This is a genomic window from Paenibacillus ihuae (genome assembly GCF_001368795.1).
Taxonomy (GTDB): domain Bacteria; phylum Bacillota; class Bacilli; order Paenibacillales; family Paenibacillaceae; genus Paenibacillus_AQ; species Paenibacillus_AQ ihuae.
Genome location: NZ_LN831198.1, coordinates 4,001,384 through 4,014,361 on the forward strand (window position 1 = coordinate 4,001,384; position 12,978 = coordinate 4,014,361).

Sequence of the window (12,978 nt, forward strand, 5' to 3'; positions counted from 1 at the left end):
GGGGACCCCGAGGGCCCCGGCCCTCTGGACACCCGGAATATTGGCTAGTTCCGGGACAGAGGCGGTGTGATTGATGGTTTTGGTTGTAGTCCTCGCTTGTCGCCGCAAGCGGCCCGCTCTACCTCAGGCACGCTAGTCGCGCTGCTCTTGGGGCACCCGCCCCGCGATCCCGTCAGGGCAGCGCTGGGCGGGACGCCCGCAGCGGCGGGGCGAAGCCGCCGCAAGCTCTTAGATCTTGGGCACCCGCCCCGCGATCCCGAAGGGCAGCGCTGGGCGGGACGCCTGCCTTTGCCGTTAGTCTTCCGGCTCTTGCCTTAAGGTAAGGCCCCGCAGGCGTTCCCGCCAGGGGAGCCTAAGAAGGGCCGCTCCCCCGCCGAAGTGATCCCTCCCGTCCGCCATCGCCGCTCTCTGCCCGGAGCCCTTGTTGCGGGTGTCCAGAGGGCGGCGAGCCCTTGGGGTCCCCCTTGGAAGGGGGATTTAGGGGGATAAGACGCAAACGAGCGCCATCCCGCCCCTAAAGGGGCGAGACGACGCTCGCGATACCACCCTAATTCTGCGCTTCACGCACATCCTTAAGGGAAGTGTATTCAGCACAATCTCAGTTCCGCACATAATTGTACTGTACGGGTCCGGGATAACGTCCGGCAGACGGCTGCACCTACGCACGAATACATCGCTTCAGCTTAGCTTCTAGGGGAAGATCTTCCGGCAAGGCGTGAACAATCGGCTCGCAGCAACCGCCGACTCTCTGGAGAACAATACCTTATCGTACTTTGTCCCGTCATCGAATACTTATGAACATGACACAGATATGTTCTAGTTATAGACGTTTTAAGAAAAAATGTCAACACCCTCAGCACCGCAGGTACCGGGCTTATTCATCCGTTAGCAGCTTGCCCACTCTGGCTTGCCGCTATACCGTCTCCCCTGGCCTGAGCAAATCCAGTCACGACTTAGGTACAAAGTCAGAGCAGATTTTCGCTGGTTTCGCGGCTTTCGAGCGCGTTCCAGTCATCCTGGGAGAGCAGCTCCAGCTGCGCTTCTACCAGTGTACGGAAGCGGGTCCGGTAGATAGAGGCCTGCTTACGCAGCTCTTCCGTCTCAATCGCGACCTTGCGGGATTTGGACAACGCTTCATTGATAATGCGGTCGGCGTTCTTTTCTGCTTCTTTAATGATCAGCTGTGATTCTTTCTTGGAATTGTTCTTCACATCATCAGCCGCTTCCTGAGCGACAAGGATAGTCTTCGATAAACTTTCCTCGATATTCACAAAGTGGTCGAGACGCTCTTGAATGGTCAGAAGCTGATTATGCAGCTCTTTGTTCTCACGAATGACGCTTTCATAATCCTTGATTACCTGATCCAGAAATTCATTGACCTCGTCTTCATCATAACCACGGATTCTCCGGGAGAACTCCTTGTTATGTATATCGAGCGGCGTTAATGGCATGCTGTGCACCTCCTAGAAATTTCGGACCTTTTATGTCCCTGAACTATGAATCATAGGATGTCCCGGCAGACATAGAAGAAAGACTGTACTGTAAAAAGAATCGGATGCATCGCCCCATCTGAAGGAGGCAACCGGTTCTTCGAGAAAATAAGGATGGTAGCTGATCTTTACATCCTTACATTTTCAATAATAAGGCGCAAGTAGGAATTCATTTCGAATGCCGCTTCAGGATCGCCCCTTTTACAAGTATCGGCGTCCAGCTTTCAAAATGTTTGCTTCCCTAGAGATTATGAATTTCGACAAGCACCTGCAGATTCCTGCTAGGGATTCACACAAATTTACCGACCCGGACCCGGTACCGGCCTTTTTTCGTCAGGCTGCCAATCTCCAGAACCTTGAACCGGCCAAAACCCTGGATGGAGACCATATCCCCATCCTTGAGTCCGCAGGAGGGATCCTCCTCTACTTTCCAGTTCACCCGGACGCGTCCGGCTTTGATCGGGATCAATATTTTGCTCCGGCTGAGCCGGGTAACATCTGCAGCAATACCATCAAGCCGCAGGGAAGCCGCCGTTAATTCCATCGTCTCAAGCTTTACCTCACTGCTGCGTAAGCCGGATAACGGCAAAAGCTCTGTACTGACATTAATCCGGTGCACTCCCGTCAGATTCATCGCCAGATAATCTGCGATATCTGCCGCTACGACCACATGACACCCATCCTCAAGCACATGAATATCGCCGATTTTCCCTCTTTTGACCCCTAATCCAAGGATAGCTCCCATATAATCGCCATGCTCCAGAGAGAGGAATTTCTGCTCCCCGGAGGAAATTGCGAGAACCTTAAGCTCCATATCTTCGTCTGATAGATCCCGGTAATCCGGAGCCACCAGTGCACGTTTCCGCTCGGAACCTTCAGAACCGCCCTCCCATCGTACTTCAACATCGGGATGGCGGTTCACCAGACTCTGCAGAATATAACCTTGGCGCGGATCAAGAAATTCGGTCAGCTTGGTCTCATGAAATTCTCCTGCATGGGTGACCCATTCCCAGGCCTTGTCCACAAATTGCCGTTCGTCAGGATGAAAATGCCCGTAAATTTCATTCTTCATCTGCTTAGCCGAAAATCAGGGCCACAATGGAGTGAAGCCCGCCTACAGCAAAGCGCAGCACGATAATCGCAATGATTGGGGAAATGTCTATCGTGCCAAAAAGCGGGGGAATAATCCTCCGGAACGGGCTCAGGTACGGCTCCACAAGCTTGCCGAGGAGCTCACCAATGAAGTTCTCGCGCAGGTTAGGTAACCAGGACATGAGAATGTATATAAGAATCATGTAATAGTAAATCTGAAATAGGATGTTGATAATAGAAGATACTTCGTTCAAAACCTGTTCACCTCATTCTGTTGTAATCTTGATCGTCACCTAGAATTTCTGTAATGGAGCCTTGAATTTCAACTGTATCCGGTGTGCACATAAATATATTGCCCCCAATCTTGGAGATTCCTCCACCCAGGGCATAAACAGTTCCGCTGAGAAAATCAATAATCCGCATTGCCTGATCGTTGCGCACACGCTGCAGATTAATGACGACCGTACGGTGCGAGCGAAGGTGATCTGCGATTTCCTGAGCCTCCTCGTAGGAACGGGGTTCATACAGTACGACTTTCACATTTTTTTGCGAATGGATACTGACGACGTTGGCCCGCTGATTTTTGCGGGTTTCTACAGGGGTGGGCTCGTATTCATCCTCATCACGGGAGATCTGCTCCCGTTCCACAACTTCCTCCTGCAAGCCCAAAAAACTCATAAACCGGTTCATCACGCCCATCAAGCTCCCTCCTCGTGACCTACTAATACCGTCCCCAGGCGCACCTGGGTGGCTCCTTCCTGTATCGCTACTTCAAAATCATTCGACATTCCCATCGACAGCTCTTGTATAGGCTCAGGTGTCAAAGCCAGCAGATTGAGCTCATCTCGAAGCTCACGGAGTCCGCGGAATACGGGACGTGTAAGCTCTGGATCGCCTTCATGAGGCGCCATCGTCATCAGTCCGATTACTTTTACCCGGTGCAGAGAAGCGATCTCCCTTAGAAATCCCGGCACCGCTTCAGGCGGCAAACCAAACTTCGTATCTTCTCCGGAAATGTTCACCTGAAGGAAGGCCTTCACGGTAATTCCCACGGCATCGGCTTTTTTGTGCAGTTCCTGTGCCAATGATAACCGGTCCAAAGAGTGTATATATTCAAATTTGCCGATAACGTCCTTAACCTTATTGGTCTGCAAATGGCCGATAAAATGCCAAGTACCCTTGTCTCCCAGCGCTTTCCATTTATGCTCGGCATCCTGCCAGCGGCTCTCGGCAATGTCCTCTAAACCTGCCTCCAGCACAGCAGCCACCGTCTTCAGCGATACATATTTCGTCACTGCGATAACCTTGACGTCACTTACATCCCGGCTGCTTGCCGCGCAGGCACGTGCTACACGTCCCTCTACATCGGCGATTCTGTCCTGCAGTGTCAAAACCAACATTCAACTCTCCTTTATTCCGATCCAGCTCGTCATTCTTCCTGTAATCCCCTGTTCCTTCCGGTAAGAAAAGAACAGATCGGTGTTACAGCTTGTACACCACGTTGTACATTCGATATGAGTCGGCAAAATTCCTGCTTTAATCATAATGCGTTGATTCAATTCTTTCAAGTTCAGCATACTTTTGCTGTCATCAGATAGCGATTTGGTGTATAAGTCCTGTTCTGTCCCGGAGGAAGCGGTGTGAGCCAATGTTTCTTCTAGCTGAAGAACATGTTTTATTACATAATCATCGACCTCGTAGCAGCATTCTCCAATAGAAGGCCCTATGGCAGCTAAAATATGCTGCGGCTTACTTCCGTAAGCCTCCGCCATTTTACTGACCATGGCCCCGGCAATTTCCGCTACGGTCCCTTTCCATCCTGCATGGGCCAATCCCGCTACACGCTCCACCGGATCATAAAAGTACAGCGGTACACAATCCGCATAAAAAGAAGTAAGCAGCACTCCCGGCACATTGGTCAGCAGCCCATCTGTTGACTGGAAGGCCGAAGCTCTTGTCCGGCTGCCGCGTCCGCGGTCTGCCTCTGTCACTAACGCTATATGTTTACCGTGGGTCTGCTCCCCGCAGGTCCAGGCATCCAAGCTAAACCCCAGACACTCCGCAAGCTTTTCCCGGTTGCTGAGCACATCCTCCGGATTATCACCGACATGAAAAGCACAGTTGAAGCTGTCATAAGGCGGCTTGCCGGATCCGCCCTGTCTTCCTGTGAAGCCGGCGGTAATCTCTCTGTACCCGTGCCACGGCTCAAGCTCCAGCAGCACAGGCATCCCCTGTTTTTGCACAAATGGTTCCATTCTCTCACCTCCGCTTAAGTGTACCACAAGAATTCCCCATAAAGTGACGTTAGGACTCCGAAGCCTATTCAAGTACTTTGCGGGGACCCCGAATAAAAAAGACGCACCCGGTTAATAAGTGCGCCGTTCATTGCGGTCCCCCCGTTCCAGATACATCGTTTCCCGCTCTTCCTGCCCTTGCGGCAATCTGGATTCCTCAATCTTAACGAGCACGACATCCGCGCCAATCTTAACAATATTCCGCCAGGGAATAATCAGATCGGCTCCGCCTCCGAAAAGTCCCATAAAGCGGGTGAAACCGGGGACGATGATAGCATCAATCACGCCACGGCGCAGGTCAAGCTCCAGATCGCTGATCTGTCCCAGCCGTTTTCCATCCACGATATTAATGACATCCTTTGTCTGAAAATCGGAAATCTTCATTTTTTTGCCTGAGCCCAAAGAATCCTCGTTCACCTCGCCACCCCTGTACAATCAGACCTATAGCTGAGTATATGATCCAAAGGCTTGGCAACATGCAAAGTTAATTGCAGTTGGGTATTTTGCATTACAAAGGGGTATCCTCCGGCTGCTTATGCAAGCCTGAACTGGATACCCCTGCTTTTTTAACGTCAGCTTTAAGACTTCACATGCTTCTGCATCTGCTGGATGGCCGACTTCTCAAGCCTGGAAACCTGGGCCTGTGAAATACCGATCTCATCCGCAACTTCCATCTGGGTCTTGCCTTCGAAGAACCGCATGGAAAGAATCCGCTTTTCCCGCTGCCCCAGCTTGCGCATTGCTTCCCGCAGGGCAATTTCTTCAATCCACGAGACATCCTTGTTTTTGTCATCGCTGATCTGATCCATCACGTAAATCGGGTCCCCGCCGTCATGGTAGATCGGCTCGAACAAGGAGACCGGGTCCTGGATCGCATCCAGTGCGAAAACAACATCCTCTTTTGGTACACCGAGCGCCTGGGAAATTTCAAAAATCGTTGGCTCCCGCGAATTCTGATTCGTCAGACTGTCACGGACCTGAAGCGCTTTGTAGGCGATATCCCGCAGCGAACGCGACACCCGGATCGGATTATTATCCCTGAGGTATCTGCGGATTTCACCGATGATCATCGGTACTGCATAGGTGGAGAACTTCACATTTTGCGATAGATCAAAATTATCGATGGCTTTCATCAGACCGATGCAGCCTACCTGGAACAGATCGTCAACGAACTCTCCCCGATTGTTGAACCTTTGAATAACGCTAAGAACGAGTCTGAGGTTACCGTTAACTAATTTCTCTCTGGCGGATCGCTCGCCCTGCTGCTGCAGCGAAGTGAACAGCTCCCGCATTTCCACATTTGTCAGAACGGGCAGCTTGGAAGTATCCACACCGCAAATCTCGACTTTGTTTCGGGTCATGATGATTTACCTCCCAAGGAGAAACATTACTGTACATTATCTCCCCGGCCCGGCATTTTATTCCTTGGTTTTTTCCGCTCACACCATCTTGTTGAACTCCTTGCGCAGCCGTTTGATAATCCTCTTTTCCAGACGCGAGATATAAGATTGAGAGATACCCAGCAGATCAGCAACGTCTTTTTGTGTTTTCTCCTCGCCCCCGCGCAGCCCGAACCGCAGCTCCATGATCAGCCGCTCCCGCTCGCTGAGCTTTTCCAGCGCCTTTTGCAGCAGCTTTCGGTCGACCTGTTCCTCAATATTGCGGTAAATGGTATCATTTTCAGTGCCGAGCACATCTGATAGCAGCAGCTCATTACCGTCCCAGTCGATATTCAGCGGCTCATCAAAGGATACCTCACTGCGCGTCTTGCTGTTTCGCCGCAGATACATCAGAATCTCGTTCTCGATGCACCGTGAGGCGTAGGTTGCCAGCTTGATTTTCTTCTCCGGATCAAACGTGTTTACTGCTTTAATAAGCCCAATAGCACCAATAGAGACGAGATCCTCGATATTGATGCCTGTATTCTCAAATTTGCGGGCAATGTAGACAACCAGGCGCAGGTTACGCTCAATCAGCATCGCCCGGACTGCAGCATCACCGGTGGACAGCCGCTGCAGCAAATATTCCTCTTCTTCCCGGGTCAGGGGAGGAGGCAAAGCCTCACTTCCGCCGATATAATAAATTTCTTGGCTTTTCAGACCCAGCAGAAACAGCATGCGGTAGTACTGCAGCTGCAGCGCAAGCTTCCATTTGACCATTATTGTTCCTCCTCCAAGAAGTACACCGTTCCCCCAGATGTTCCTTATCTCATCCTCTTCGACCATTATCAACAAGGCACTGCCGCTTCAGCGGTGTGCTCTTTTTGGGCTAAGTCAGGGTGTATGACCGCCCGGTACGCTCCGTCTCCCGACAGTGTCCCGCCATCCAGCCCGATGAGCACTCTTTTACTGCAGAAGATCTCCTCACCAAGCTTTATCTTCACCAGATCAGGCTTCAGCGCGAGCATAAACGCCGCCCCGCGGTTAATTCCCCGGTAGGGTACAAGCCGCATCCGGTCCTGCCAAGCAAAAGACTGCCCGTCCGTTTCCAGCAGAAGTTTGTCCGCACTCATCTGCGTCAGCTTGCCTTTCCAGGCGGCCGGCAGATGGGTTTCCCAAAGTGAAGCCTCCATAACCATCACCGGAATCCGCGTCAATGGATCATTCAGCCGGTTTCCCGTGTCCAGCAGGCCCGGACAGACAACGATTACGCCCTCAATCTCCACAGACACCTCACCGATATAGGAATCCAGTTGTTCTCTGCGGATCCGCGAAGAATGGAACAGCTTGAAGAGCAGCAGAATCAGCGGAAGTGCAGCGAGCACGAACCAGAAACCGATTTTTAGCCGGTAAGCTTGACCTCCCGAAGAGGTAAACAGAATACCGTTCCAGATGTCGCCGGAGCTTTGCAGCAAATAGTGAACACCAACAATACCGCCGGCTGCTGCAAAATTAATCACATAAAAAGCTCCTAATGCGCGCAGATAGCTTTGCAGACTCTTGAACCCGAAAGCGATCCATAGCATCAGTACCGACAATCCGAACTTAATTAGGAAGGTATAGAGAAAAGAGAGCTCCGGTACGAACATCATCACCACATACAATGCGCCAACCAGCGCAGAGAGAGCCAGCCTCCACCAGGGGACTTTAACTTTAACCAGCCAGCCTGTCAGCCATAAAAGCACTCCGTCGATCAGCAGATTGGCAGCGAAAATCAAGTCAATATAAACTACCATTGCATTCACCTGCCTATCCGGAGCCGGAAGCAGGCTCTCTTTTTTGGACGATATGATTAGTATAGAAAGTCTCACATTCAAAGTCTGTCTAAACATGGGGGGCATTCTGGAGGTTTTTTTGTCGAGTTATAGCACGGCGTACTCAAAAAAGCCAACCTTGAAAGGCTGGCTTCAGCTGAGCGATATTTCAATTCATAGACTTCAGTTCATCTTCCGACAGTCCAGTCGCCGTCTGTATGGCTGGGAGATCCAATCCCATTTGCAGCAATTTCCGGGCTATCTCCAGTTTGGCTTCTTTCATTCCTTCTTTCATTCCTTCTTTCATTCCTTCTTCCATTCCCTTAGCAAAGCCTTCTCTTTGAGCGCCGTCTCTTTGTGAAGCCTCATCGTGCAGAAATTTTTGGCGGTCTTCATATTTACGCCTGGCTTCGGAATCCTGACTCAAAAATTCCAGCGTTTCCATTGCTTTTCTTAATGCCGGTTCGTTCATCCGCAATACCTCCCAATTCGAATTATCGTTTCCTTTCAAAAACAGCAGCCAGTTGACCAGCCCTTCTTCACCAGGGACGGCAGTTGTATTTAGCTTAGGCAGCTCCAGAAAATGAATTTCTATATCATCAGTAAGCTTTGCACCGCTGCCGTCTTCCCGCAGATGGAACACACTGTGGGTATGCTCATTAGGCAAAACACTATAATTTAAAATATTGATCGTTATGCATTTCTTGAGTTCTGTATATTTACCGCCGGTCTGAAGCTGACTTGAATACCGTTTGCTCCAGTAATACAAGGTCCGCTTCTCCATGTCGTACCGGTTAAACAGCTGCATTTCGATATTGATCAGCCTGCCATCAACCGTCTTAGCCCAAATATCAAAGATAGACTGCTTATCCAGCGGGTCGTCTTTGTCCGTATACGGATTGAGCAGCACCACTTCCTGCAGCGGCGGGTCGCCGGCATCGAGCAGTACTCGATTCAGAAAAGCCAGCAGAACATCCTTATTGCTTACGCTTGCAAAAATTCTTTTAAACACAAAATCCACCCGGGGATCAAGCAGCTCCATCTTACGTATCCACTCCCGTTATCCGTATTATATCAGCTGAAAATGCAAAAAAACACCGTATCCGGTCCCAGCATTAGGCCAGGTGGATACGGTGCTTCCGTAAAGGTATACTGTTATGGCTAATAATTAGTCGTTATTCCCGCGTGTGCGGTTGCGCAGGAAGGTCGGAATATCCAGCTGATCAGAGGCCGTCTGATTCCCAAACGGACGCAGATTAGCACTTTTGTCTGCTGCAGGCTCACTGCTTGCCGCAGGACGGCGTGCTGGTGCAACGGGTGAAGGCTTGTGCTCAAAGCCGGTAGCAATAACCGTAACTTTGATTTCATCCTTCATGCTCTCTTCGATGATGGCACCGAAGATCATATTCACTTCAGGGTCCGAAGCTGAGGTAACGATCTCAGCTGCCTCATTCACCTCATACAGGGAGAGGTTGGAGCCGCCTGTAATATTCATAATAACGCCGCGTGCACCCTCAATAGAAGTCTCGAGGAGCGGGCTCATGATGGCCTTGCGGGCTGCTTCAGAGGCACGGTTCTCACCGGTGGCAATACCGATACCCATAAGCGCAGAGCCGCGTTCTGTCATGATCGTCTTCACATCGGCAAAGTCGAGGTTGATAAGTCCCGGAACAGCGATAAGGTCCGAAATACCCTGTACAGCCTGGCGGAGTACATTATCCGCTTCGCGGAATGCTTCCAGCATCGGTGTTTTCTTATCGACGATTTCAAGCAGGCGGTCATTAGGAATGACAATTAAGGTATCTACTTTTTCTTTCAAAGCCTCGATACCCAGCTCAGCCTGGTTCGAACGTTTTCTTCCTTCAAATGTAAACGGGCGGGTAACAACACCCACAGTGAGTGCTCCGCACTCTCTGGCAATTTCGGCAATCACGGGTGCTGCGCCAGTACCGGTCCCTCCGCCCATTCCTGCGGTAACAAAGACCATGTCGGCACCTTTAAGCGTATTCGAAATCAGATCGCGGGACTCCTCGGCCGCTTTCTTGCCTACTTCAGGATTGGCTCCTGCACCAAGTCCCCGGGTAAGCTTGTCCCCGATTTGCAATTTATGCTCCGATTTGGCCATATGCAGCGCTTGGGCATCTGTATTAACCGTGATGAATTCAACACCCTGAACGCCATTTTCGATCATCCGGTTAACAGCATTGCTTCCGCCGCCGCCCACGCCGATGACCTTTATTTGCGCCAAGCTCTCCATTTCAAAATCAAATTCCAACATATTGATTCCATCTCCCCCTCGAATAGTGCTTGGATGGCCAGTCCAAGTATATCTGGACTACACTTATATGAACTCGCTAAACATATTTTTTAGACGCTCCACCAAACCTGGCTTCTTATCGGTCTCCTGGTTTGGAGCGGCGCTCTGCTTGCTTCGGTTGACCGTCTTCTTGTTGGCGTTCCCGCCACTAGTCCCCCGACTGCGGAAGCGGCGGACGACGTTATGCAGAATGCCTACGCCGCCGGTAAAGCCGGGGTCCCGGACTCCGATATAATCAGGAACAGCAATCCGCACAGAAGCAGATAGCTCAGTCTGGGCTGCTTTTAATACACCCGGCATGGATACAGTACCACCCGTAAGTATATAACCTCCAGGAAGCTCATTGTAACCTAACCGCTTCACTTCCTGACGAATCAAGTGGAATATTTCCTGGACTCTCGGTTCAATAATAGCTGCCAAATCTTCCTGATTGAATTCCTTTTCCACATTGCTGCCGATGCGGAGCACTTTAAACACAACATCTGCGGCAGCATCGTCTATCCAGGCGCAGCCGTATTTCAGCTTTACCTTTTCTGCTTGATCTGTAAGTGTACGGAGTCCGTACGCGATATCATTGGTTACAAATTCTCCGCCGATCGGGATCGTGGAGGTTGCACAAAGGGAACCCTCTTCATATACGGCTATCGTCGTAGAGCCCGCACCGATGTCAACCAGTACGGCTCCCATAGATTTCTCATCTTTGGAAAGCGCCAATCCGCCGGCTCCCAGAGACATCAGCACAAGATCCTTAACTTTCAGCCCTGATTTCTCTACACAGCGAAGCAGATTATGTATTGGCGTTTTAGCCCCCGTAATGATCGTCGCCTCTACTTCCAGACGAACACCGATCATTCCGCGGGGATCCTGGATTCCTTCAAGGCCGTCAACGATATATTGCTTGGCGACAACATCGATAACTTCACGCTCAGGCGGCAGAGCAATAACCTCTGCTGCTTTGATTACGCGTTCGATATCATCTTCGCCGATTTCACGGTCCTCATTCTGAACGGCCACGACGCCATGGCTGGATTGCAGACCGATATGATTACCGGATATTCCGACATAGACCTCGGATATTTGAATACCGACCATTTGCTCCGCATGTTCTACGGCACTCTTGATCGATTGCACAGTCTGATCGATATCTACAATCGCACCCTTGCGTATTCCTTCCGAATCAGCAGATCCAACGCCAATAATATTAAAGGTTCCATTAGTTACTTCCCCAATAATTGCCCGAACTTTGGATGTACCGATGTCCAAACTAACAATGATGTCATTGTTGCTCAAGCCCTATGGCACCTCCTGTTATAATCAAAATAAAATATGATGCTGACGAAACAAACTCTTTTCCGGTTCCGGAAAGCTCTTTGTACATATTCAACATCCCTATTCCTTTCCCTCTTTTTTCTACAATTTTTTTGAATGGGATAATATGGTTTATACCTTGTGAGTAGTGAGGTATCTGCAAAAAAAACAGGATACGAAGAGATATCACAAGTGAAATAAGGTTAATAAAGGAATAACATCCATATTCCGGTCTAACTTTCAAAAAAACCGCAGAAAAAAGAGGGATACAGCTTATTGCCCGTAAAACAGATTGTAGCATTTTTTCCGCATTATTAGTAGGGACTTTTTACTCTTGTATGACCTCTTTGTCCTCATTTTCGGCAACGAAAGGAACATAAGTATCAGCTTCAAGCATCTTAATCAGCCCGGGCTGTTCCGTCTCTATCACCTGATTCAGATATTCCACTTTATCTTTCAGCAGGGAGATCGCCGTAATAACTTCAAAATGCGAACGTGTGTACAGTTTAATCCGGTCCGGGAAGGATAAGGTTGGTGAAGGTACAATCTCGGAAATGTCACTGGTCAGTTCATTCGGAATGTCGGCTAATGCTTGGCAAAGCTTAGCCTTGAATGGGTCATCTGCTTGCCAGTTAGTCAAAATAGGCTTCTCCACCGCAATCCCAGTCTCATTTACCTTGACCGCCGCTCCGCTGGACAGAATAGCTTCCAGAGTGCCTTGCTGATCTAACTCGTAAGCTACTGCCGGGAACTCTGCGATAGTGATGTTGACAACTCCGGGGAAATCCTTCTCCACGGTTGCTTCCCGAACGGTCTTAAGCCCTTTCAGCGCCTCTTCTACAGAATGAGCAGAAGCTGCGAAAAACTGGCCGCCGACCACAAGTCCGCTCTGGGTAAGGAGTTCCTCCCGGGTAGAATATTTATTTCCTTGAATATTAATCTCCGTAATACGGCTGACTGATGAGCGGAAAAAGATGACCGCCAGCAGTGCGAGGAACAGCAGCAGCAGTATAACGGTGATTTTACGGCTCATTTTTTTTACAGGCTTGTCCTCTTTTAGAAGAGGTAAACGGGTTTTAGGCATTCTCATATCTCCGTAGTAAGGCCCTGTCTCCTTCCCTTACAGTTCAGTAAGCCGAAGGAGACAGGGAGCTTTAATTGGCCAAATCAACAGGACCCGGTACAGGTGCTTTGCGGCTGATGCGTGCACCCAGCTTCTGAAACAGCTTCTCGATACCGTCATAGCCCCGGTCAATATGGTGCGCCTGCTCGACTACAGTAGTT

15 protein-coding genes and 1 other annotated feature are annotated in these 12,978 nt (G+C 50.1%); all 15 genes read right to left on the reverse strand.

Features of this window, described 5'->3' with window-relative positions:
• Positions 1-515: 515 nt before the first annotated feature.
• Positions 516-794, reverse strand: a binding site (T-box leader).
• A gap of 171 nt (positions 795-965) precedes the next feature.
• The 15 genes from AQR02_RS18505 to AQR02_RS18570 all read right to left on the reverse strand — a co-directional run bounded on the left by AQR02_RS18505 (position 966) and on the right by AQR02_RS18570 (position 12,778).
• Complete coding sequence (locus AQR02_RS18505) at positions 966-1,451, reverse strand: DivIVA domain-containing protein (RefSeq protein ID WP_054941738.1); 486 nt, start codon at positions 1,449-1,451, stop codon at positions 966-968.
• Between the two features lie 328 nt (positions 1,452-1,779).
• A complete protein-coding gene (locus AQR02_RS18510; RefSeq protein ID WP_054941739.1) occupies positions 1,780-2,562 on the reverse strand; it encodes a YlmH family RNA-binding protein in 783 nt (260 codons plus the stop codon).
• 4 nt (positions 2,563-2,566) lie between these two features.
• A complete protein-coding gene (locus AQR02_RS18515; RefSeq protein ID WP_082451904.1) occupies positions 2,567-2,836 on the reverse strand; it encodes a YggT family protein in 270 nt (89 codons plus the stop codon).
• Positions 2,837-2,843: 7 nt separating this feature from the next.
• A complete protein-coding gene (locus AQR02_RS18520) occupies positions 2,844-3,281 on the reverse strand; it encodes a cell division protein SepF (protein ID WP_054941740.1) in 438 nt (145 codons plus the stop codon).
• Positions 3,281-3,973: a YggS family pyridoxal phosphate-dependent enzyme gene (locus tag AQR02_RS18525; protein WP_054942162.1), complete on the reverse strand. Its 693-nt coding sequence runs from the start codon at positions 3,971-3,973 to the stop codon at positions 3,281-3,283. Before AQR02_RS18525 ends, AQR02_RS18520 begins: the two co-directional genes overlap by 1 nt.
• 9 nt (positions 3,974-3,982) lie before the next feature.
• Positions 3,983-4,837, reverse strand: a complete 855-nt coding sequence (gene pgeF / locus AQR02_RS18530) for a peptidoglycan editing factor PgeF (protein ID WP_054941741.1) — start codon at positions 4,835-4,837, stop codon at positions 3,983-3,985.
• A gap of 111 nt (positions 4,838-4,948) precedes the next feature.
• A complete protein-coding gene (locus AQR02_RS18535) occupies positions 4,949-5,260 on the reverse strand; it encodes a YlmC/YmxH family sporulation protein (protein WP_054942163.1) in 312 nt (103 codons plus the stop codon).
• Between the two features lie 194 nt (positions 5,261-5,454).
• Positions 5,455-6,237 carry an RNA polymerase sporulation sigma factor SigG gene (sigG, locus tag AQR02_RS18540; protein WP_039875939.1) on the reverse strand — a complete coding sequence of 261 codons (783 nt, stop codon included), beginning with the start codon at positions 6,235-6,237 and terminating at the stop codon, positions 5,455-5,457.
• Between the two features lie 78 nt (positions 6,238-6,315).
• Complete coding sequence (gene sigE, locus AQR02_RS18545) at positions 6,316-7,038, reverse strand: RNA polymerase sporulation sigma factor SigE (protein WP_054942164.1); 723 nt, start codon at positions 7,036-7,038, stop codon at positions 6,316-6,318.
• A 65-nt stretch (positions 7,039-7,103) separates the two neighbouring features.
• The gene (spoIIGA, locus tag AQR02_RS18550; RefSeq protein WP_054941742.1) at positions 7,104-8,051 is read right to left on the reverse strand and encodes a sigma-E processing peptidase SpoIIGA; all 948 of its coding nucleotides are present in this window, start codon (positions 8,049-8,051) and stop codon (positions 7,104-7,106) included.
• Between the two features lie 187 nt (positions 8,052-8,238).
• Complete coding sequence (locus AQR02_RS18555; RefSeq protein WP_054941743.1) at positions 8,239-9,111, reverse strand: Rpn family recombination-promoting nuclease/putative transposase; 873 nt, start codon at positions 9,109-9,111, stop codon at positions 8,239-8,241.
• A 126-nt stretch (positions 9,112-9,237) separates the two neighbouring features.
• Positions 9,238-10,347 (reverse strand): cell division protein FtsZ, encoded by a 1,110-nt coding sequence (gene ftsZ / locus AQR02_RS18560; RefSeq protein WP_054941744.1) that lies wholly within the window; start codon positions 10,345-10,347, stop codon positions 9,238-9,240.
• Positions 10,348-10,410: 63 nt separating this feature from the next.
• On the reverse strand, positions 10,411-11,676 hold the full coding sequence (gene ftsA, locus AQR02_RS18565) for a cell division protein FtsA (protein WP_054941745.1): 1,266 nt from the start codon (positions 11,674-11,676) through the stop codon (positions 10,411-10,413).
• Positions 11,663-11,995 (reverse strand): hypothetical protein, encoded by a 333-nt coding sequence (locus AQR02_RS32525; protein ID WP_159067790.1) that lies wholly within the window; start codon positions 11,993-11,995, stop codon positions 11,663-11,665. The genes ftsA and AQR02_RS32525 overlap by 14 nt, the downstream gene beginning before the upstream one ends.
• Before the next feature lie 27 nt (positions 11,996-12,022).
• Positions 12,023-12,778 carry a cell division protein FtsQ/DivIB gene (locus AQR02_RS18570; RefSeq protein ID WP_054941746.1) on the reverse strand — a complete coding sequence of 252 codons (756 nt, stop codon included), beginning with the start codon at positions 12,776-12,778 and terminating at the stop codon, positions 12,023-12,025.
• Between the last annotated feature and the right edge of the window lie 200 nt (positions 12,779-12,978).